General features: G+C 74.0%; 17 protein-coding genes. 5 read left to right on the top strand and 12 right to left on the bottom strand.

All coding sequences use genetic code 11. The annotated features are described in order from the left end of the window. Positions 1-5: 5 nt before the first annotated feature. The 6 genes from ACIRG6_RS12270 to ACIRG6_RS12295 form a co-directional block, all read right to left on the bottom strand. Positions 6-1,535 carry an aldehyde dehydrogenase family protein gene (locus tag ACIRG6_RS12270; RefSeq protein WP_403322330.1) on the bottom strand — a complete coding sequence of 510 codons (1,530 nt, stop codon included), beginning with the start codon at positions 1,533-1,535 and terminating at the stop codon, positions 6-8. 177 nt (positions 1,536-1,712) lie between these two features. After that, a complete protein-coding gene (locus tag ACIRG6_RS12275) occupies positions 1,713-2,567 on the bottom strand; it encodes a hypothetical protein (protein ID WP_403322332.1) in 855 nt (284 codons plus the stop codon). A 742-nt stretch (positions 2,568-3,309) separates the two neighbouring features. Next, positions 3,310-4,299 (bottom strand): malate dehydrogenase, encoded by a 990-nt coding sequence (locus ACIRG6_RS12280; protein WP_403322334.1) that lies wholly within the window; start codon positions 4,297-4,299, stop codon positions 3,310-3,312. Between the two features lie 507 nt (positions 4,300-4,806). After that, a complete protein-coding gene (locus ACIRG6_RS12285; protein WP_403322336.1) occupies positions 4,807-6,090 on the bottom strand; it encodes an XRE family transcriptional regulator in 1,284 nt (427 codons plus the stop codon). A 561-nt stretch (positions 6,091-6,651) separates the two neighbouring features. Beyond that, positions 6,652-7,149 (bottom strand): DUF3017 domain-containing protein, encoded by a 498-nt coding sequence (locus ACIRG6_RS12290; protein WP_364676551.1) that lies wholly within the window; start codon positions 7,147-7,149, stop codon positions 6,652-6,654. 13 nt (positions 7,150-7,162) lie between these two features. Continuing rightward, positions 7,163-8,017, bottom strand: a complete 855-nt coding sequence (locus ACIRG6_RS12295; protein ID WP_403322338.1) for a bifunctional methylenetetrahydrofolate dehydrogenase/methenyltetrahydrofolate cyclohydrolase — start codon at positions 8,015-8,017, stop codon at positions 7,163-7,165. A 292-nt stretch (positions 8,018-8,309) separates the two neighbouring features. On the opposite strand from ACIRG6_RS12295, the gene ACIRG6_RS12300 reads away from it, so the two are divergent. From ACIRG6_RS12300 to ACIRG6_RS12310, 3 genes are all read left to right on the top strand, one after another. Further along, positions 8,310-8,897 carry a single stranded DNA-binding domain-containing protein gene (locus tag ACIRG6_RS12300; protein ID WP_318214117.1) on the top strand — a complete coding sequence of 196 codons (588 nt, stop codon included), beginning with the start codon at positions 8,310-8,312 and terminating at the stop codon, positions 8,895-8,897. Between the two features lie 130 nt (positions 8,898-9,027). Next, positions 9,028-9,780 carry an FHA domain-containing protein gene (locus ACIRG6_RS12305; protein ID WP_403322340.1) on the top strand — a complete coding sequence of 251 codons (753 nt, stop codon included), beginning with the start codon at positions 9,028-9,030 and terminating at the stop codon, positions 9,778-9,780. Beyond that, positions 9,777-11,357, top strand: a complete 1,581-nt coding sequence (locus ACIRG6_RS12310) for a protein kinase domain-containing protein (RefSeq protein WP_403322342.1) — start codon at positions 9,777-9,779, stop codon at positions 11,355-11,357. Before ACIRG6_RS12305 ends, ACIRG6_RS12310 begins: the two co-directional genes overlap by 4 nt. A gap of 120 nt (positions 11,358-11,477) precedes the next feature. Here ACIRG6_RS12310 and purH read toward each other — a convergent pair whose 3' ends face one another. Next, a complete protein-coding gene (purH, locus tag ACIRG6_RS12315; protein ID WP_350714036.1) occupies positions 11,478-13,049 on the bottom strand; it encodes a bifunctional phosphoribosylaminoimidazolecarboxamide formyltransferase/IMP cyclohydrolase in 1,572 nt (523 codons plus the stop codon). Next, positions 13,046-13,684, bottom strand: a complete 639-nt coding sequence (purN, locus tag ACIRG6_RS12320; RefSeq protein ID WP_318214113.1) for a phosphoribosylglycinamide formyltransferase — start codon at positions 13,682-13,684, stop codon at positions 13,046-13,048. Before purN ends, purH begins: the two co-directional genes overlap by 4 nt. A 307-nt stretch (positions 13,685-13,991) precedes the next feature. Between purN and ACIRG6_RS12325 the strand changes: the two genes are divergently transcribed. Continuing rightward, positions 13,992-14,780: a hypothetical protein gene (locus tag ACIRG6_RS12325; protein WP_403322346.1), complete on the top strand. Its 789-nt coding sequence runs from the start codon at positions 13,992-13,994 to the stop codon at positions 14,778-14,780. Between the two features lie 145 nt (positions 14,781-14,925). Here ACIRG6_RS12325 and ACIRG6_RS12330 read toward each other — a convergent pair whose 3' ends face one another. Beyond that, a complete protein-coding gene (locus tag ACIRG6_RS12330) occupies positions 14,926-16,569 on the bottom strand; it encodes a cell division protein PerM (protein ID WP_403322348.1) in 1,644 nt (547 codons plus the stop codon). A 96-nt stretch (positions 16,570-16,665) separates the two neighbouring features. Between ACIRG6_RS12330 and ACIRG6_RS12335 the strand changes: the two genes are divergently transcribed. Next, complete coding sequence (locus ACIRG6_RS12335; protein ID WP_403322350.1) at positions 16,666-17,772, top strand: helix-turn-helix domain-containing protein; 1,107 nt, start codon at positions 16,666-16,668, stop codon at positions 17,770-17,772. Between the two features lie 75 nt (positions 17,773-17,847). On the opposite strand, the gene sucD is transcribed toward ACIRG6_RS12335, so the two are convergent. The 3 genes from sucD to ACIRG6_RS12350 all read right to left on the bottom strand — a co-directional run bounded on the left by sucD (position 17,848) and on the right by ACIRG6_RS12350 (position 21,586). Then, positions 17,848-18,732 carry a succinate--CoA ligase subunit alpha gene (gene sucD, locus ACIRG6_RS12340; protein ID WP_225637734.1) on the bottom strand — a complete coding sequence of 295 codons (885 nt, stop codon included), beginning with the start codon at positions 18,730-18,732 and terminating at the stop codon, positions 17,848-17,850. A 28-nt stretch (positions 18,733-18,760) separates the two neighbouring features. Continuing rightward, positions 18,761-19,942 (bottom strand): ADP-forming succinate--CoA ligase subunit beta, encoded by a 1,182-nt coding sequence (gene sucC, locus ACIRG6_RS12345; protein ID WP_189229064.1) that lies wholly within the window; start codon positions 19,940-19,942, stop codon positions 18,761-18,763. 561 nt (positions 19,943-20,503) lie between these two features. Next, positions 20,504-21,586: a hypothetical protein gene (locus ACIRG6_RS12350; protein ID WP_403322353.1), complete on the bottom strand. Its 1,083-nt coding sequence runs from the start codon at positions 21,584-21,586 to the stop codon at positions 20,504-20,506. Positions 21,587-21,688 lie beyond the last annotated feature (102 nt).

Here is a 21,688-nt window from a genome sequence, read left to right on the forward strand (position 1 = left end):
GGAGGTCAGCCGGCGAACCAGCGGACGGGCCGCGGCGCGAGGTTCTGGTAGACGTGCTTGGTCTCGCGGTACTCGGCCAGGCCCGCGGGGCCCAGCTCACGGCCGACGCCGCTCTTGCCGAAGCCGCCCCACTCCGCCTGCGGCAGGTAGGGGTGGAAGTCGTTGATCCAGACGGTGCCGTGCCGCAGCCGGCCGGCGACCCGGCGGGCGCGGCCCGCGTCGGCGGTCCAGACGGCGCCGGCGAGTCCGTACTCGGTGTCGTTGGCGAGGGCGACGGCCTCGTCCTCGGTGCGGAAGGTCTCCACGGTCAGGACCGGTCCGAAGACCTCCTCGCGGACGACCCGCATCTCGCGGTGGCACTGGTCGAGGACGGTCGGCTCGTAGAAGTAGCCGCTCTCGGGCCGCTCGGGGGACGGCTCGGGGCGCTTGCCGCCGCAGCGCAGGACGGCGCCCTCGGCGAGGGCGGAGGCGACGTAGTCCTCGGTCCTGGCGCGCTGCTGCTCGGAGACGAGCGGGCCGCACTCGACGCCGTCCTCGGTGCCGCGGCCGAGGCGGATCCTCCCGGCGCGGCGGGCGAGTTCGGCGACGAAGCGTTCGCGGACCGACTCCTCCACGATGAGGCGGCCACCCGCGGAGCAGACCTGGCCGCTGTGGATGAAGGCGGCGTTGAGGGCCTGGTCGACGGCGGTGTCGAAGCCCCCCTCGGTCTCGCAGGCGTCGGCGAAGACGACGTTGGGGTTCTTGCCGCCGAGTTCGAGGGCGACCTTCTTGACGGTGACGGCGGCGGCCTGCGCGACCTTGGTGCCGCTGACCAGGCCGCCGGTGAAGGAGACCAGGTCGACGTCGGGGTGCTCGGCGAGCCGGGCGCCGACCGAGTGGCCGGGGCCGGTGACGATGTTGGCGACGCCGGTGGGGAGTCCGGCCTCGACCAGCAGGTCGATCAGGGCGACGGTGGTGAGCGGGGTGATCTCGCTGGGCTTGATCACGAACGTGTTGCCGGCGGCGAGCGCGGGCGCGATCTTCCAACTGGCCTGGAGCAGCGGGTAGTTCCAGGGGGTGATCATCGCGCAGACGCCGACCGGCTCGTGCACGACGACGCTGTGGACGTCGGGCGAGCCCGCGTCGACGACCCGGCCGGGGGCCTCGCCGGCGACCAGGTCCGCGAAGTAGCGGAAGGCGTCGGCGACGCAGTCGATGTCGACCCGGCCCTCTTCGACGGTCTTGCCCGCGTCGCGGCTCTCCAGCAGGCCGAGCTCCTCGCGGTCGCGGACGAGCAGGTCGGCGACGCGGCGCAGCAGGGCGGCGCGTTCGGCGACCGGGGTACGCGGCCAGTCGCCGGCGTCGAAGGCGCGCCGGGCGGCGGCCACCGCGAGGTCGGTGTCCTTCTCGTCGCCCTCCGCGACCACGGCGAAGGGCAGGGCGTCCGCGGGGTCGAGGATCTCGCGCGTCGCGCCGGAGGACGCTTCCCGCCACTCGCCGCCCGCGTGAATGGTCCGGTGCGCCCGCGCCGCCCGGGTTTCCGTTCTGTTCGCCATGATCCGGTACTGCCTTCCGTTCCTGTTCCGTGTCCCTGCGTCACACGCATGTCACTCTCGGGACCGGGAGCCCCTGCCCCCTTCCCCCTGTTGCATGCAGGATCGATGCCCGAACGTGGGGTGGGTCACGAGGAAGAAGGGCGAAAGCGGCGAAACACGGACATGTCTTCGCCGCCGTCAGGCGCACTCCCCGCCGGCCGGACAGAAGGAGTCCACCGCCGTGGTGAGCGGCTCGCGCAGCAGCGCGCCGTCGAGCGTCTCGGGACCGCTGGAACGGATGGCGTAGAGGGTGCCGTCGGCGGCCCGGAAGCGGTGGTCGATCACCTGGCGGGGGCCGCGGTCCTCGTCGTCGTAGCGGTAGACGAGCTCGGAGAACGCGTCGCCGCCCGAGCTGCGGGTGAGGGCGCGGTAGCCGGGCTGTCGGGCGAATCCGTAGCCGGTGGCGTTCTCGGCCAGGTCCAGGGAGGCGGCCGGGGTCTCCTCCACCAGCGCGAAGATCTGCAGCTGGCGGCCGCCGTCCGGGGAGTCGTAGGTCACGACGGCGGCGGACTCGCCCTGCTTCTCGTGGCGCCGCCAGCCCTCCGGGACGGTGATCGCGTAGCCGACGGGGTCCTGGGCGCGGCGGTAGCCGGGGGCGGCGGGCGGGGATACGGATGCGGTGGTGGCGGAGGAGGAGGAGGTGGCCGGTGAGGTCACCGGTGCGGCGGAGGCCGGCGCGGTGTCCGAGGCCGGGGCCGTCGGGGCATCGGTGACGGTGACGCCCGTGGCCCGGTTGTCGCCCGCCCGGTCGGTGCCGTCGTCGCGGGTGAGCGCCCAGGCCCCGGCGCCGACGCCCGCGCCGAGGACGGCCGTCGCGGTCAGGGCGACCAGCACCCGGCGCAGCCCGAGCCCGGAGCCGGTGCCCGGTCCGGGGGGCGGCGGCTGGTACGGGGGCGCGGCGGGGGCGGGCTGAGGTCCGTACGTCCAGGGGGCCGGGGGCGCCCCCGGCGCGGTGGGCGACGGGCTGGCGGGGCCGGGGCCCCAGGGGGTCACGGGCGCGGAGTCGCCGGAGTCCCGGGCCCACGGGACCGCGGGCGGGGAACCGGCGGAGTCCGGTACCCAAGGGGCCGCGGACGCGGAACCGGCGGGGGCCCGGGCCCACGGGACCGCGGGTGCGGAACCGGCGGAGTCCGGTACCCAAGGGACCGCGGGCGGGGAACCGGCGGAGTCCGGTACCCAAGGGGCCGCGGGCGCGGAACCGGCGGGGTCCCGGGCCCACGGGGTCACGGGCACGGAACCGGCGGGGGCCGAGATCCACGGGGCCGCGGGCGCGGGGCCGGCGGGTGCCGGGGCCGTGGCGGCGGGCGCGGCGGGCGTCGCGCCTCCGGCGTCGGGCGTGCCGGGCGGCGGTGCCGGGGCGGGGGTCCATCGGGACGGCAGCGGGGGCGGCGGCGTGAGGCTCGTGCGGGTCTGGGCGGAGGCCCAGGCGGGCGGTTCGACCGGCCCGTCCGCGCCGTCCCCGCCGTCCGGGGTCCAGGCCGCCCGGCCTCTCTCCTCACTCGGCCCGTGGCCCGAGCCCGATTCCGGCTCCGCCTGCGCCCCCGCTCGCGACTCCGGCTCCGGCTCCGGCTCCGACTCCGCACCGTCGCGCTGCCAGCCGTTCATCCGTACCCCCGAACACGTCGAACCCGGTGTTCCGAAGGTAGCGGCGAAAACGGCAACGGGCTCCGTTCCGGCCGAAACCGGAACGGAGCCCGTGCGGGGTCGTGACGTACGGCCCGCGGAGCGGATCGGCTCAGAGGAGGCCGAGACCGCGAACCGCCTCGCGCTCGTCCGACAGCTCCTTGACGGAGGCGTCGATGCGGGCGCGGGAGAACTCGTTGATGTCCAGGCCCTGGACGATCTCGTACTTCCCGTCCTTGGTGGTGACCGGGAAGGAGGAGATCAGGCCCTCCGGGACGCCGTAGGAGCCGTCGGACGGGATGCCCATGGAGGTCCAGTCGCCCTCGACGGTGCCGTTGACCCACGTGTACACGTGGTCGATGGCGGCGTTGGCGGCGGAGGCGGCCGAGGACGCGCCACGGGCCTCGATGATGGCCGCGCCGCGCTTGGCGACGGTCGGGATGAAGTCGTCGGCCAGCCACTTCTCGTCGTTGACGACCTCGGCGGCGTTCTTGCCGGCGACCGTGGCGTGGAAGATGTCCGGGTACTGGGTGGCGGAGTGGTTGCCCCAGATGGTCAGGCGCTTGATGTCGGCGACCGTCGAGCCCGTCTTCTTCGCGAGCTGGGTCAGCGCGCGGTTGTGGTCGAGGCGGGTCATCGCGGTGAAGCGCTCGGCCGGTACGTCCGGGGCGGCGGCCTGGGCGATCAGGGCGTTGGTGTTGGCCGGGTTGCCGACGACGAGGACCTTGATGTCGTCCGCGGCGTGGTCGTTGATGGCCTTGCCCTGCGGCTTGAAGATGCCGCCGTTGGCCTCGAGGAGGTCACCGCGCTCCATGCCCTTGGTGCGGGGGCGGGCGCCGACGAGGAGGGCGACGTTGGCGCCGTCGAAGGCCACGTTCGGGTCGTCGGTGATCTCGATGCCCTGCAGGAGCGGGAACGCGCAGTCGTCCAGCTCCATCGCGGTGCCCTCGGCGGCCTTGAGCGCCGGAGTGATCTCCAGGAGGCGCAGCTTGACCGGCACGTCCGCGCCGAGCAGCTGGCCGGAGGCGATGCGGAAGAGCAGGGCGTAACCGATCTGGCCGGCCGCGCCGGTGACGGTGACGTTCACGGGAGTGCGGGTCATGGCGTTCTCCGTATGACAGCTGGCGGTGGGGCGGTCCCTGCCCCGGGGTGCGGGATCCCGCTCCGGCTCGTGACCGGCCCGCCGTGATGATCGATCACCGGTGCGGATGGATCACCGACGGATGATCGATCTCTTGGCGTCAAGAGAGATCCAGCGGTCAGGCTATCGCGCCCGCGCTGTCCGGGACGTCGGGGTCGGTGTGGCCCACCCCACAGCACCGCTTCCGGTCACCCGGAGGGGCCATGCGGTGCGCCGGCCGCGGACAGGAAGAGGCGGCCGCCTGGTCCGGGAGAGGGAGGGACTGAGGCGACCGCCGTTCGGGGACCGTTGCCGGACTCCCGTGGGGGGATACCTGTCGCGTGCCCGCGACTCCGCCGCCCATGCCTATGACAGGAAGATTTTCTTCCGGACGCCCGCGGTTCCCCCGAACGGCCCCTCGCATCGCCGTCCGAGATGCGGCCCGGGACGGCCCGGGCACGAGGCCCGGGCCGGGTGGGACTGGGGGGCTCAGTCCGTGCAGCCCTTGCCGCCCGCGGCCAGGGTCACGCACGCCTTGGCGTCGGCCGCGGTCTTCACCGCCACCATCGGGGTGTAAGCGACCGTGTCACCGGCGCCGGCGACGCTGCCCGTCTGCTCGTTCTTGCCGCCCGCGCTGACCCGGACCTCGTCGCCCTGGCCGGCCTGGGTGACGCGGGCCCACGCGGCGCCGCAGGTCTTGCTGTAGCGGACCTCGACGGACGCCGTGCCGACGGTGGCCGTCGCGGCGGTGGTCACCAGCTCGCCGCCGCAGCCCATGGTCTCGGGGTCCTTGCCGGTGCACTGGTCGCCGCTGCACTTCACCCCGGGCGGCAGCTGGGGGTTGGTGCTCACGGTGGGCGACGGGGACGGCTTGGTGCCCTCGTTCTTCTTGTCGCCGCCGCCGTTGAGGAGGAGGAAGGCGCCGGCGACCACGACGAGCACGCCGACGACACCCGCGACGAACGTCCCCATCCGCTTGCCGCCCCCCGAGGCACCGTTCCGCGCCCCGGAGCCGCCCTGCGGGGGCCGGCCGTGGGTGCCCGGGGCCCCGTGGCCGCCCGGCACCGGCGCGGCGGCGGCCGGACCGCCCGCGTACGCCCCCGAACCGGAGACGGAACCGGCCCGGGTCCCGTTGCGCGGCGCGCGCTCGCCGGTCGGTGCCGGCCCCCGGTATCCCGCGATCCCCCACGAGTTGCCGTCGGAGGGACCGCCGGAGGACGTGCCCGGGAGCCCGCCGGGCGCACCGCCGCCCCGAACCGGACCGACGGCCGAGTCGGGGCTGTCGGCGGCCGTCGGCTGCGCGGGGACCGTCGTCGGCGGCAGCGTGGGCGCCACACCGGCAGGCCCGGCGATCCCCGGCTTCGCCGCCGCACCGCCCCCGTGCCGGCCCGCCTTGCCGCTCCGGCCGTTCCGGGAGCCGGCCGCGGGCGTGCCCAGTTCACCGAGCGCGGCACGCGCCTGCGAGATCCGGATGGCCTCCATGGTCATGTCGTGGCGCATCTCCGAGCGGCTCCAGGCCCGCTCGGCCAGCTCCCACATGGTGGTCAGGTGGACGGGATTGGTCCCCGTCACCTCGGCCAGGGCCACGATCGCGCCCTTGGGCGCGAGCAGCCGGCCGTTCAGATAGCGCTCCCAGGACGTCTTGCTGTAGCCCGTGGCATCGGCCAGCGACGCGATGCTCAGCTCGCTGCGGTCCACGAGCCGGCGCAACTGACTGGCGAACTCTCTGATCTGCGGATCGAGTTCCTCCGGCAAGGCCTTCCAACGAGGCATTGCTTCCCCCTCTTCCCCCCGGTGACGTGCTGTTTCTTTCCCCGCTCGTTCCCCCGCGGTCCTCGCGCGCGGCGTCCCGCGCCGAGTCCCCGTTCTGGCTACCCACAGGGATGCGCCCGGTCAGGATCTCAGTTCCCGGGGTGGGGGCGCACAGGAGCACACAGGCCGCGAGCATGCACCGTCGCACGCCCGCTGGTCCGTGGTCCAGTCTCCCACCGGCGTTCCCGTGCATCGAACGGAACCCCTGCCGTCGTACGGAACGACCCCCGACCGCCGTACGGGACGTCCCGGACCGTCCCGATCGACCACGCTAGCCCCGCCGTTGGGCGACTTGGGGGCACATCCGCGAACTTGTCGGCACTTCGGCACACGGAACGCACATGTGCGGTCACGCCCGGCACACCGACCCCGCCATTCACGGACTCCGTAGCGGAACGGTCACTTCCGTGCCACAGCGCCCCGTCAGGCGTTGAACAGGGCGTTCCGCGTGCAGGAGGGTTGGTCGCGGCGGCGGCCCGTTCTCCCACGGGGGTGGAGGACGGGCCGCCGTACGCGGGCCGGTTACTGGCTGACCGTGAAGTGCAGGGTGTCCTTGAGGAACGGGATCTGCAGCACCGGCTTCGGCTGCGCCATCAGCGCCAGCAGGGAGATGCAGAGCCCCAGGAGGGCGTACGTGGTGATGTCCGTGAAGCGCGAACGCACCGCGAGCATGCCGACGTCGGGCACCGCCCAGCGCAGCGCGGCGCCGACCAGCAGCGCCACGCCGATCAGCAGCGTGCCCCAGCGGAAGACGTCCAGCGCGGTCAGCAGCAGACCGATCCCGACGAGGGTCACCACCGTGAGCACCGGCCACTGCCGGGCGGGCGCCGGGGCGTCACGGGGCGCGGCCCGGCCGCCGCCCTCGGGGCGCGCGGTGTCGCGCGTGAAGAGCGGGAAGCGCCGGGTGGCGCGCCGCGGTCTGCCCTCGGCGTCGGGCGCGCTGACGGGATCCCGGACGGTGAGCTCGTCCTCCGGGCGCTCGTCGTCGCCCTCGGTCCCCTTCTTCCCCTCGGCCGGCACCGTGCTCCGCCCCTCAGCCGGCACTGCGCTCCGCCGCCTCGACCACGTTGACGAGCAGCTGGGCCCTGGTCATCGGGCCGACGCCGCCGGGGTTCGGGGAGATCCAGGCGGCCACCTCGGCCACGTCCGGGTGGACGTCGCCGAGGATCTTGCCCTCGGCGTTGCGCGAGACACCGACGTCGAGGACGGCCGCGCCGGGCTTGACGTCCTCGGGGCGGACCAGGTGCGGGGAGCCGGCCGCGGCGACGATGATGTCCGCGCGCTTGAGGTGGGCGGACAGGTCACGGGTGCCGGTGTGGCACTGGGTCACGGTGGCGTTCTCGCTGCGGCGGGTGAGCAGCAGCGGCATCGGGCGGCCGATGGTGACGCCGCGGCCGACGACCACGACCTCGGCGCCCTTGATCTCCACGCCGTAGCGGCGCAGGAGGGTGAGGATGCCGTTGGGGGTGCAGGGCAGCGGCGCCGGCTCGTTCAGCACGAGGCGGCCGAGGTTCATCGGGTGGAGGCCGTCGGCGTCCTTGTCCGGGTCCATCAGTTCGAGGATGCGGTTCTCGTCGATGCCCTTGGGCAGCGGCAGCTGGACGATGTAGCCGGTGCAGGCCGGGTCCTCGTTCAGTTCACGGACGACCGTCTCGATCTCCTCCTGCGTCGCCGTGCCGGGCAGTTCACGCTGGATGGAGGCGATGCCGACCTGGGCGCAGTCGCGGTGCTTGCCCGCGACGTACTTCTGGCTGCCGGGGTCGTCACCGACCAGGACGGTGCCGAGGCCGGGCGTGACGCCCTTCTCCTTCAGCGCCGCCACGCGGGCGGCCAGTTCGGACTTGATCGCGGCTGCGGTGGCCTTGCCATCGAGAATCTGGGCGGTCATGCCCCCATCCTCGCGGATGACCGGCCCCCTGTTCCAATCCGGCCGCCGTGCGGGCGCCGACGGGGGGCGCCCCGGGCAGGCCGGGACGGGTCCCGCCGTATCCGGTCGTGATCAGCGATGTTGCACTTGCACAACACCTGGTGACCGCGGCTGGACAAGTAACGGCTGGGTCAAGAACGATGGGGCGGCACAGTGCCGCGGACTGTACCGGGGGGACGAACCGCATCTGTAGAACTTCCTCCGCACCATGCCGCGCGTCCCCGCACAGGAGCACATCGGAGGAAGGACCGCCATGAGTTTCGGCGACCCGAACAACCCCTACGGCCCGCCCCAGGGCGGCCAGCAGCCGAACTACGGCTATCCCCAGCAGCCCCAGGGCCAGCCCGGCTACGGCTACCCCGCGGCCCCTCCGGTGCAGCAGCCGTACGGCGGCGGCTACGCGCCCGGGCCGGTGCAGATGCCGGGCATCACGCGCGCGGCGCAGATCATGCTCGGCGTGATCGTCCTCGCCCACCTGATCGTCGCCGGTGTCTACGGCTACGCGCTGTCGCGCTGGGACGAGACGATGCTGGAAGCGGGCATCACCGGGGACACCGAGGCGGAGCGGTACGCCGACCTGGGCAAGGGCGTCGTCGTCTTCTTCCTCGCCCTGGCCGCCGTCTTCGCGCTCCTCGGCCTCGCCCTGCTGCTGCAGTATGCGAGGGGCGGCAACGGGGTCCGGGTCTGCTCGATCGTCTACGGGTCGTTCGCGATCGTCACCGGCATCTTCACGCTCGCCGTCTACGGTCTCGGCCTGCTCGTCATCATCGTCTCCATCCTGCTGATCGTCTTCGCCGCCAAGCGGGCCAGCGCCGAGTGGTTCAGGCGCCCGCGCTACTGAACACGCGGCGACTGAACACTTCGCGCCAAACACTTCCCAGGGCCGTGTCTCACCCGTACGAGGGCAGACACGGCCCTGGTGCGTCGCCCTAATCTGGCCTGGGTAGCCGTCAGGCACGGGGAGACGCACCTTGTACAGCATCATCGTGGTACCTCCGCCGACCACGGAGGACGAACGCGACCGCGGCCGCACCCAGTTCCGGCTCGCCCCCGGCGAACGGCTCGCCTTCGGGCGGTCCGTGCCCGAGGGCGGCCTGCTGATCGGGCACGACGGGGTGTCCCGCAGAGCGGGTGAGATCACCGCCCACGGCACCTTCTGGACGCTGAGCAACCTGTCGTCCCACCAGACGTACGTGGTGGAGAACCCGGAGGGCGCGGGCGAGCACATCAAGGTGGCGCCGGGGCGGCTGGACGCGCCGGTGCCCTTCGAGTTCTCGCGGATCGTGCTGCCCGCCGCGGGCGATCTGCTGCCCCTGGAGGTGTGGGCGCCGCGCCACGACTATCTGCGCGACGGGGGCGGCGCCGACGGCGAGCCGACCGCCCCGGCCTTCTCCGTGGACCGCACCAAGCGGTACTTCGCGGTCCTGGCCGCCCTGTGCGAGCCCCGGCTGCGAGGCACGCCGCACGCGCCGCTGCCCACCATGGACCAGGTCGTCGAGCGGCTGCGCCCGGCCTGGCCGGCCGCCTCCCGGACGTCGGTGCAGTGGAACATCGACTACCTGGCCGTGAAGCTGCGCCTCAAGCCGGGCCCGGAGACGGCCGAGCCGGGGCCGCGGCTGAACGGCAAGAAGGAGTCGCTGGTCTCGCTGGCGCTCCGCTTCGACCTGGTCCGCGAGGACGACCTGGTGGTCCTCGCGGCACCGTCCGAACGGCCGCTGCGGTGACCGAGCCGTACGCCGTGCCCGTGCCCAGGGGGTACCGGGTGGGCGTCTGGGAGGTGCGAGAGCCGATCGCGACGGGGGCCTTCGGCAGCGTGTACGCCGCCCGCCGCACCGGCGACGACGACGGCGGCGGCCTGCCCCGCACGGCCGCCCTGAAGTTCCTGCCCACCGGCACGGGCACCCCGCGCCAGCTCGCCCACCTGCGCGAACTGATCGAGCGCGAGATCCAGTTGCTGCGGCGACTGCGGCAGCCCCGGCTGATCCGGATGTACGAGACCCTCACCGTCGACGACCCGGTCCACCCCCGGCTCGACGGCGCCACCGTGCTGGTGCTGGAGCGGGCCGAGGGGTCCCTCGCGGCCCGGCTGGCCGCGACGCCCCGCCCGCCGGACGGGCCCGCGGTGCTGGCGCAGGTGTGCGCGGGGCTGGCCCAGCTGCACCGGGCGGGCTGGGTGCACGGGGACCTGAAACCGGCCAACGTGCTGCTGATGGCCGACGGTTCGGTCCGGCTCGCCGACTTCAACATGGCCGCCGAGCTGGAGGGCACCCACGCCTACACGCCCGCCTTCTCCACGCCCGACTACACGCCGCCCGAGCTGCTGTGGTCCGAGATCGGCGAACGGGGCCGCCGGATCCGCCCGTCCGCCGACGTGTGGGCCTTCGGCGTCCTGGCCCACCTGGTCCTCACCGGCACCTTCCCGCTGCCCGGCGGCACCCCGACCGCCCGCCGCGACGCCGCCGTCGCCTACGCCCGCGGTACGGACGAGCTGCGCCTGTCGCCCGGGCTGCCGGACGCCTGGCGGGACATCGTGCGGGACTGCCTGACCCGTACGCACGCCGGACGCGTCGGCACGGACACGCTGCTGCGCCGCGTGGCGGCGGCCACTGGCGGGGCGGGCGGTGCGGCGGGGGCCGTACGCCGGTTCCGTGCGCGTCCCCGGCGGGCGCTGCTCGCCGCGTCGGCCGCGGGGGTCGTCGCGCTCGCCGCGCTCGGCTCCGCCGTCGGCACCCTCGCCGACGGCGGCCCCGGCCCGTCCGGCCGGGGCTCCGGCGCCCCGGGCCACGGGGGCACCACCACCGTCGCCGCCGCCTCCTACGGCGCGGCCGAGCTCCGCACCGACCGGGGTGTGCCGCCCGCCTACCGCCTGCTGATCGTCGAGACGGCCCACGACTGCGACCGCGACGAGGTCACCCCGGGCCTCATCGCGGCGATGCTCAAGGTCGAGAGCGACTTCGACCCCGCCCTCTCCGACCCCGCGAAGGACGAGTACGGCATCGCCCGCTGGACCCCGCGGGTGCTGCGCTGGTGGATGAACGCCGACGGCACGCCCGGCGAGACCGTGCCCGAGCCGCCCTTCCCGCCCGCCGAGTCGATCCCGGCGATGGGCAGGTACCTGTGCTGGATCTCGCCCCGGCTGAACACCGGTCTGCCGGGCGACCGCCGGGTGCTGGTCGCCGCCGCCTACCGCACGTCGTACGACAAGGTGAACGACGCGGGCGGGGTTCCCCCGCAGTACCGCGCCTACGCCGACCGCGTCGCCCACTACCTCGAGGAGTACACGCCTTCCGGCGCGAGGTGACCCTGTGAGGTCCGAGGTGGCCCGGTCACCCGGCGCCCGGCACGGTGAACGCGCGGAGCGGGCCTCCGGCTCCCTCGGGGGAGAGCCGGAGGCCCGCTCCGGATCCGCGGTACCGCCGTATCAGTGGAAGAAGTGCCGCGTCCCGGTGAAGTACATCGTCACGCCGGCCTTCTTCGCGGCCTCGACGACCAGTTCGTCGCGGACCGAGCCGCCGGGCTGGACCACGGCCTTCACGCCGGCCGCGGTGAGGATCTCCAGGCCGTCCGGGAAGGGGAAGAAGGCGTCGGAGGCGGCGTACGCCCCCTGCGCGCGCTCGGCGCCCGCGCGCTCGACCGCGAGCTTCGCGGAGTCGACGCGGTTGACCTGGCCCATGCCGACGCCCACCGAGGCGCCGTCCTTGGCGAGGAGGATCGCGTTGGACTTGACCGCCCGGCACGCCTTCCAGGCGAAGGCCAGCTCGGCCAGCTCCGTCCCGGAGAGCGCCTCGCCGGTCGCGAGGGTCCAGGTGGCCGGGTCGTCGCCCTCGGCCTGCAGGCGGTCGGTGACCTGGAGGAGGGCGCCGCCGTCGATGGGCTTGACCTCGACCGGGGCGGCGGGGGCCGCGGGGGCGCGCAGCACGCGGATGTTCTTCTTCTTGGTGAGGGCTTCGAGCGCGCCGTCCTCGTAGTCCGGCGCGACGATGACCTCGGTGAAGATCTCGGCGACCTGCTCGGCCATCTCCCGGGACACCGGACGGTTGACCGCGATCACGCCGCCGAAGGCGGACAGCGGGTCACAGGCGTGCGCCTTGCGGTGCGCCTCGGCGACGTCCGCGCCGACGGCGATGCCGCACGGGTTGGCGTGCTTGATGATCGCGACGCAGGGCTCGTCGTGGTCGTACGCGGCACGGCGGGCGGCGTCCGTGTCCGTGTAGTTGTTGTACGACATCTCCTTGCCGTGCAGCTGTTCGGCCTGCGCGAGGCCGCCGCCCTCGGGGGAGGCGTAGAGCGCGGCCGGCTGGTGCGGGTTCTCGCCGTAGCGCAGGGTGTGGGCGCGCTCGTAGGTGGCGCCGAGGAAGTCGGGGAACCCGGACTCGTCGACGGGGGCGTACTCCGCGGCGAACCAGGAGGCGACGGCCACGTCGTAGGCGGCGGTGTGCTGGAACGCCTCGGCGGCCAGGCGCTTGCGGGCGGCGAGGTCGAAGCCGCCGTCCTTCACCGCGGAGAGCACGTCGGCGTACCGGGCGGGGCTGGTGACGACCGCGACGGACGGGTGGTTCTTGGCGGCGGCGCGCACCATCGACGGGCCGCCGATGTCGATCTGCTCGACGCACTCGTCGGCGGTGGCGCCCGAGGCGACGGTCTCGCGGAACGGGTACAGGTTCACCACGACCAGGTCGAACGGCTCCACGCCCAGCTCGCCGAGCTGCTGCCGGTGGCTCTCCAGGCGCAGGTCGGCGAGGATGCCGGCGTGCACCTTCGGGTGCAGCGTCTTGACCCGGCCGTCCAGGCACTCGGGGAAGCCGGTCAGGTCCTCGACCTTGGTGACGGGGACGCCGGCGGCGGAGATGCGGCCGGCGGTGGACCCGGTGGAGACGAGTTCGACGCCGGCCTCGTGGAGCCCGCGGGCGAGTTCCTCGAGCCCGGTCTTGTCGTAGACGCTGACGAGCGCGCGACGGATGGCCCGCTTGTTGCTCTCGGCGGTGGCGGTCACTGGATAACTACCTTTCGTCCCTCAATGCGATAGCCGTTGCGGGCGAGCCGCCCCACGACATCGACGAGCAGCCTTCGCTCGACTTCCTTGATGCGCTCGTGCAGAGCGCTCTCGTCGTCCTCGTCCCGGATCTCCACCACGCCCTGCGCGATGATCGGCCCGGTGTCGACGCCGTCGTCGACGAAGTGGACGGTGCAGCCGGTGACCCTGGCGCCGTACGCGAGCGCGTCCCGCACACCGTGGGCTCCCGGGAAGCTGGGGAGGAGGGCGGGGTGGGTGTTGACGAACCGCCCGCCGAACCGCGCGAGGAACTCCTTCCCCACGATCTTCATGAACCCGGCCGAGACGACGAGGTCGGGCTCGTGGGCGGCGACGGCCTCGGCGAGCGCCGCGTCCCACTCCTCCCGCGTCCCGTAGTCCTTGACCTTCCGCACGAAGGTCGGCAGCCCGGCGCGCTCGGCGCGCGCGAGGCCCTCGATGCCGTCGCGGTCGGCGCCGACCGCGACGATCCCGGCTCCATAGGCCTCGACGCCGGTGGCGGCGATCTCGTCGAGGAGCGCCTGCAGATTGGTGCCGGATCCGGAGACCAGCACGACGAGGCGCTTGGCTCGCTGGGCCACGGGCTTGGCGGCCACGGTGGGGGCCTTTCTCGGGGGAGCGGGTCTGTGCGGTCGGCCCCCGCATTCGCCGGTTTGTACGGTCCTACGAATGCTTCGCGCCCCGGGATACGGGGAAGTCTACGAAGCGGCCGACCGTCAGCAACGATACCGGCACACGGGACGGCCCCCTCGGGACGGGGGCGCGGCCGACAGGTAGCGTCTGCGTGGAGCCGGACCGGGAACGGGACCCGCGTGCCACGCGTTCACCAGTCGTGCCGCCCCGCTCGTACCCTCCACTCCGTTGTCGCCAGTTCGTTATCGCCAAGGGGAAGACGCTCACTTGATGCCGGACCGCAGCCTGCGACTGCTCACGCTCCCCCAGCAGTCGGCGCAGCCAGACCAGCGCAGCGCCGTGTTGCTGCGGGAACGTCCCTCCACGCCGCCCGACTCCTCCTCGGACCGGAAGAACGGCGACGAGCAGGGCGGCGGCACCCCCCAGGACGACAACCCGTTCGCCCCGCCCCCGGAGGGCTCCCCGGACCGCCCCTGGCAGCCGCGGCACCCGTCGGGCGACGACGGCTCGCAGGGCCCGCAGGGCGACGGCGGGCGCTCCCCGTGGGGCCGCCAGTGGAGCGACCGCCAGCCCGGCCGTTCCTCCGGCGGCTTCGGCGAGCGGCCCGGCGGTTCCGGCCCCGAGGGCCCGGGCGGCGGCGGGGGCCCGCGCTGGGACCCGACGGACCCCGCCCAGCGGCGCGCCCGCTATGCCCTGCTGTGCGGCATGTGGGCCCTGTTCTTCGCACTCTTCAGCTGGTCGTACGTGGCCCTGCTGCTCGGCGCCCTCGCCCTGTACTGGGGCATCAGCTCCCTGCGCGCCAAGCCCCGCACCGCCACCGACCCGGACAACCCGGCCCCGGCCACCCCCCAGGACACCCGCCCCCAGCGGACCGCCGCGATCAGCGGCCTGGTCACGTCCTCCCTGGCCATCCTCTTCGTCGCCGCGTCCTTCACCGCGCAACTGGTCTACAGCGACTACTACACCTGCCAGAACGACGCCTTGACCCACGAAGCCAAGCAAACCTGCAGCAAGCTGCTCCCGGAACACCTGCGCGGAGTCCTGGGCCCGGAAGACTGACCCGCATCCCCAGCCCGTCCGGCGCTTGAGGACGAGGCCGTCCAGGCCGAAGGGGGGTCTGGGGGCGCAGCCCCCAGGGACGGGGAGGGAAGGGGCGGCGGGGGCGAAAAAGCCCTGCGGACGGACACCGCGGGCCGCTCTCCGCTCAGGGCGCCCGGGGCGGCTCCCCCGGAGCGTCGACAGGCAGCAGATCGTACGCCTCCCCACCCTCCGACGACCGCCCCCCACCACCACGCCCCCACCAGTCCCCCACAGAGGGCATCCGCACCCACCCCCACCGCCCCCCGCCGGCACCGGCACCGGCACCGGCACGGACACCGGCACTGCCCCGGTCCCCCCGCCGCAACCACCACCGCCCCACCACGGCCACCGGCGCCCCCACCACCGCCACCCACCCCACCATCGCACCCCCGGCCTGCCACCACACCGGCCCGAACCGCGCCAGCCCCGCGCCCCCGAGCGGCCCACCGGCCCACGCGGCCAGCAGCGCGACCAGCCCCCCGCACAACAGCGCGGCCACCCACACCGCGCCGACGGTCCGCCGTACGCCCCACGGCTCGGCCGCACCGCCACCCCGCTCCCCGGCCGCCTCCCGCCGCACCCCCGTCGCGGCGGATCCCACCGTGACGAACTGCGTCGTGGCGAACCCCACCGCCCCGCCCCCCACCGCGGCGACCCGCGCCGTGAACCACCCCACCGCCGCCCCCGCCGCCAACGGCACCACTCCCGCCGCCCAGTGCAGCGGCGTACCGGGCCCCGCCTCCGGCACCGCCGCCAGCAGCGGGAACGGGGGCAGCAGCGGAGCGGCGGAGGAGGACAGCGGCCCCACCACATGCCCGGCGCCGAGCACGAAGCCCGGCCCGAGGCCGTACACCGCCGCCCAGACGGCCGCGTTCGGCACCAGCGTCAGACAGAGCAGCAGCACGGCGAACTGCCCCGACCACCCCTCGCTCAGCCGCAGGAAGGCACCGCGCGCGGCGCCGCCGTGCCACACCAGCGAGGTCACGAGCAGCAGCGCCCCGCCCCCGACGAGCACCGCCACCCCCGCGGCCGCGGCGCGCGTCGCGGCGCCCAGGCGCGCGTCCGGCAGCACGAGCAGCTCCCGCAGGTGCCGGGGCAGCACGCGCAGCGCCCGCCCCACCGGACCGCCGGGGCGGCCGAACGCCGTCCATGCCCCCGCGCCCGCCGCCACCATGGTGACCAGCGGCAGGCACACCGCGGTCCAGCCCAGGGAGGGCCGCAGTTCGCCGCCCGCCGCGTACAGCACGACGGGCATGGCGACGCCGAGATAGCCGACGACGACCCCGGCCCAGGCGAGGCGCGCCGAGAGGGGGTGCGGCCCGTCGCCCCGCCCCCCGGCGCCGCCCACGCGCACTCCGACACCCGCCTTCGCGCCCGCGCCCACGGCCACCCCCACGCCGTCCCGAGGGTCCGTGGCGTCCCGGGCCACCCGGTGCACCAGCCACACGGGGGGCGCGAGCAGCAGCAGAGGCGTGACGCCCATGGGCGCGGGGACGCCGGAGAGCGTGTCGGTGCGGATCAGCTCGGCGCCGTGCGCCAGCACCCACAGCGCGGCGGCGACGTGCAGGGCGTCGCCGGGGCCGCGGACGGGGTACGGCGACGTGATCCACAGCACCGTCACGAGCACGGCGACCGAGGCCAGCCCCAGGCCCGCGGCGAACGCGCCGCCCAGGAGGCCGGCGGCCATTCCGGGCGCCCGGTCGTGCCACAGGGTGCGGAGCAGGGACAGCGGGGCTCGGCGAGCGGTTGTCTGGATCACGCCCGCCATGCTCCCAACGACACGCGCTTTCGCGGCGTAACGAGCGAAGCACCGTTGTGTCGCTCAATATACGCTTATGTACCTTTTCGTACGGAGGGGTGTTCTGTGAAGCGGATCCCCGCATCCCCGCTCCCTCCTCCCGAGGTGCGCCGACGCGTGCGTGAGACCGCCACGATGACGCAGGATCAGCTCGCCGAGCGGGTGGGCGTCACCCGCGAGACGGTCGCCGCGTGGGAGTCCGGCCGCGAGGCTCCGCGCGGCCGGAAACGGGACGCGTACGCGAAGCTGCTGGGCACCCTGGCCGGCGCGGCGCCGGCCCGGCGGCAGCCGCAGCCCGTACCCGAGCCGGCGCCGAAGTCCGTGCCCGTGGTCGTGACCGTCGGTGGCGGACCGGCGAAGAGGGCGCAGCCGCCCGCGCTGACGCCCGCTCAGGCCTTCGACGCGCTGTACGAGTTCGGCGCCCCCGCCCTCGTACGCCAGACGTACCTGCTGACGGGGCGCCGCGAGCTGGCGTGCGAGTCGGTGGAGCGGGCCTTCCAACTCGCCTGGGAGCACTGGCCCGAGGTGGCCCGTGACCGGGACCCGGTGGGCTGGGTGCGCGCAGCGGCGTACGAGTACGCCCTCTCCCCGTGGCACCGGTTCCGGCGGCGCCACCGGCAGCCCGAACCGCCGCCCGCCGATGCCGCCGACCGCGCCCTGCTGAAGGCCCTGCTGAAGCTCCCTTCGCCGCACCGCCGCACGCTCCTGCTGTACGACGGCGTCGGCCTCGACCTGCCCGAGACGGCCGCGGAGACGGAGGCGAGCACCCCGGCGGCGGCCGGCCGGCTGATGCGCGCCCGTGAGGCCGTCGCCGACCGGCTGCCCGAGCTGGGCGACCCCGAGGTGCTGCACCGGCGGCTCGCCGAGCTGGCGTCCACCGCGCGTCTGCGGGCGTCCCGGCCGCCGACGGTGCGCGCGGGCAGCGAACGCCGGGCGCGGTTCTGGACACGGGCCGCGATCGCCTTCACGGTCACCGTGATCGGGACCACGGCCCTGACGCTGCACACGGCTCCGACCCACTACGAGCCGCCCGTGCCCCCGGGCGAGGCGGTGAACGGCGTACCGGCCAGGGTGGCGCCGGGCGCGCTGTCGGACAAGGAGCTGAAGCTGCGCCGGAAGCTGCGCGGCGAGCTGCAGGACGGGCCGGAGAGGCTGGTGCCGAGACCCGGGTGAGCGGGAGGGCCGCCGGAACGCGAGTGGGCCCGCCCCCCGTGCGGGGAGCGGGCCCACTCGTGTGGTGCGGGTCGCTCAGCCGGCGAGGATCTCGCGGGCGAGCTTCGCCGTCTCGGTCGGCGTCTTGCCGACCTTGACGCCGGCGGCCTCCAGGGCCTCCTTCTTGGCCTGTGCGGTGCCAGAAGAACCGGAGACGATGGCGCCGGCGTGGCCCATGGTCTTGCCCTCGGGCGCGGTGAAGCCCGCGACGTAGCCGACGACCGGCTTGGTCACGTTCTTCGCGATGAAGTCCGCGGCCCGCTCCTCGGCGTCGCCACCGATCTCGCCGATCATGACGATCAGGTCGGTCTCGGGGTCGGCCTCGAACGCGGCGAGCGCGTCGATGTGCGTGGTGCCGATGATCGGGTCGCCACCGATGCCGACGGCGGTCGAGAAGCCGATGTCACGCAGCTCGTACATCATCTGGTACGTCAGCGTGCCGGACTTCGAGACCAGGCCGATGCGGCCCGGCTTCGTGATGTCGCCCGGGATGATGCCGACGTTCGACTGGCCCGGGGTGATGATGCCGGGGCAGTTCGGGCCGATGATCCGGGTCTTGTTGCCCTTCTTGCCGGCGTACGCCCAGAACGACGCCGAGTCGTGCACGGCGATGCCCTCGGTGATCACGACGGCCAGCGGGATCTCGGCGTCGATGGCCTCGACGACCGCGTCCTTCGTGAACTTCTCCGGCACGAAGATGACGGAGACGTCGGCGCCGGTCTTCTCGATGGCCTCCTTGACGGTGCCGAAGACCGGTACCTCGGTGCCGTCGAAGTCCACGGACTGACCCGCCTTGCGCGGGTTGACGCCGCCCACGACGTTGGTGCCGTCGCCGAGCATGAGCTTGGTGTGCTTCATGCCGGTGGCGCCGGTCATGCCCTGGACGATGACCTTGCTGTCCTTGTTGAGCCAGATAGCCATGGTGTGTTGGTGTCCTCGTCCTGAGTGCTTACTTGGCGGCGTGGGCCAGCTCGGCGGCCTTGTCGGCCGCGCCGTCCATGGTGTCGACGCGCTGGACCAGCGGGTGGTTGGCGTCGGTGAGGATCTTGCGGCCCAGCTCGGCGTTGTTGCCGTCGAGGCGGACGACGAGCGGCTTTTCGACCTTCTCGCCGCGGTCCTCCAGGAGCTTCAGCGCCTGGACGATGCCGTTGGCGACCTCGTCGCAGGCGGTGATGCCGCCGAAGACGTTGACGAAGACGGACTTGACGTCCGGGTCGCCGAGGATGATCTCCAGGCCGTTCGCCATGACCTGGGCGGAGGCACCGCCACCGATGTCCAGGAAGTTGGCGGGCTTCACATTGCCGTGCTTCTCACCGGCGTACGCGACGACGTCCAGGGTGCTCATGACGAGACCCGCGCCGTTGCCGATGATGCCGACCTCACCGTCGAGCTTGACGTAGTTGAGGTTCTTCTCCTTGGCAGCGGCCTCGAGCGGGTTGGCCGCGGCCTTGTCGTGGAGGGCCTCGAAGTCGGGGTGACGGAACTCGGCGTTGTCGTCGAGCGACACCTTGCCGTCCAGGGCGAGGACCTCGCCCGAGGCGACCTTGGCCAGCGGGTTGACCTCGACCAGGAGGGCGTCCTCCTTGATGAAGGTGTCCCACAGCTTGACCAGGACGTTGACGACCTTGTCGGCGACCTCGGCCGGGAACTTCGCGGCCTCGACGATCTCGCGCGCCTTCTCCGGCGTCACACCGTCGATGGCGTCGATCGGGGTCTTGGCGACGGCCTCCGGACGGGTGGCGGCCACCTCCTCGATCTCCATGCCGCCCTCGACGGAGGCGATGGAGAGGAACGTGCGGTTGGCACGGTCGAGGAGGAAGGAGACGTAGTACTCCTCGACGATCTCCGGAGCGGTCTCGGCGATCATCACCTTGTGGACCGTGTGGCCCTTGATGTCCATGCCGAGGATGTCCGTCGCGCGGGCGACGGCCTCGTCCGGGGTGGCGGCGAGCTTCACGCCACCGGCCTTGCCGCGGCCACCGACCTTCACCTGAGCCTTGACGACGGACTTGCCGCCCAGACGCTCGGTGATCTCGCGCGCCGCCTCAGGCGTGTCGATGACTTCACCGGCCAGCACCGGTACATCGTGCTTGGCGAAGAGGTCCCTCGCCTGGTACTCGAACAGGTCCACGCGCTTCCGTCCCTATCAGTGATCTCGCGGTTCGTTGGATGCGTGGGCGTGCCGCGAAGGGCAACGTGACGTCCGCTGTGTCACAAGGGGGGCGCACACGGTGACCGAGCGCGCGGCATGTCCGTCTCGCAGGTTATCGCCGCATGCGGGGGGTCCCTAAATCGAGGGTCACACCTGAGCGGTGATACCTGTCACATGATGCCGCCCTCACTGGCACGCGGTGCCGGATGTGAGGGGTGGGGAGGGGGCCGGACATCCGGCGGATGAGGGACCTCACCGGGCTGGGGTTGACCCGGTGAGGTCCGTGGTGCTCCTCCGCACGGGCCGCACGGGTGCGGTTTCTGCGGAGGGCGGGCCGGCCGATCCCCACCCCAATGGGGACCGACCGGCACCGTCCGCGGGGTTTCGGCCGGACGGGTGCCGACGGCTTTCGGCCGCCCGTCCGGGGCCGTGAGGCCCTCGCGGAGTCTCTTGCCCGCCCCGACGCCCTTCGCCGCCACGCCGCTGGGCGCGTGCGGGCGTCCGTTCGCCGGTCGGGGCGCGGGGGCGGGCCGGGGTCGGTCAGAGGCGGTGCGGGGCGGCCACCCGGTACGCGCCCTGCGCGTAGCCCGGGGTGATCGACTCGGCGAGCCCGCCGGCGCCGGTGACGGCATGGCCGGTCAGCGCACCGGCCTCGCCCGCCGCGCCGTAGCCGACGGGCGCGGTCCGCCCGGCGACACCGTCGGCGAACGGGGCGACCTCACCGGCCACCCCCTCGGCGAAGGGCGCCGCCTGGCCCCCGGCCCCGTACGCCAGCTCCGCGGCGCTGCCGCCGACGCCCCGCACGAGAGGCCGGACGGTGTCCGTGACGGCCTCGACCACGGGCCGCACCGCGCCGGTGACGCCCGCCGTGAACGGCGGCACCTCGCCCACGACGCCCTCGGCGAGCCGGCCGGCCTGCCCCGTCGTCCCGTACGCGAACGGCGGCACCTCCTCGACGACCCCGCCCGCGAGGGGCCGCACGTCGCCCACGACGCCGTACGCCAGCCCGCCGGCGTCCCGCACGGCCTGACCGGCGACGGGCACGACCCCGTCCACGGCGGTGTTCACGACCGGCGGCAGCACGGCGTCCCTGGTGTCGCCGGCGGCCTGGCCGAGCAGGCCGGTGGCGTACGGCGGCACGTCCGCGACGACGCCTTCGGCGACCGGGACGACCCCGGCCACCGCACGGTCGGCGACCGGCACCGCGCCCGTCACGGCCCGCTCGGCGACCGGCGGGGCGACCGCGTCGACCGTCTCCCGCGCGGCGGCCGGGGCCTGCGCCCGGGCCTGCTCCAGCTCGGGCGCGAAGGCGGAGAGCGGGCCGAAGAGGTAGTCGACGTCGTCGTCGCCCTGGACCGTGCGGTCCGGCCCGGCGGTGACGCCGGCGGCCGGGGCGGCGGCGTCCTCCCGGACCGTGGCGATGTCGTCGGCCGTGCCGGCCACGGCCTCCGTGGCGTCGGCGGTCGTGTCCGCGGCGGTCGTGTCCGCGGCGGTCTGCGGCACGTCCGGTACGGACACGGGGGCGGCGGGCAGCTCCTGCGCGCCGGCCACGGCCGAGCCCAGTGCCCAGGCGCCGGAGACACCGGCGGCGATGACGAGGGAACGGCGGATGTTCTTGTTCATGGGTACGTCAGGTCCTTCGAAAGACGGGGGACATGTCCGGTGCCGGGCCGGTGACGCTCCATCGCGGTCGCGTCGTCGAGCACGGGCGGCTCACGACCGGCG

Source organism: Streptomyces flaveolus, from assembly GCF_044765825.1.
In the GTDB taxonomy this organism is placed as follows: domain Bacteria; phylum Actinomycetota; class Actinomycetes; order Streptomycetales; family Streptomycetaceae; genus Streptomyces; species Streptomyces flaveolus.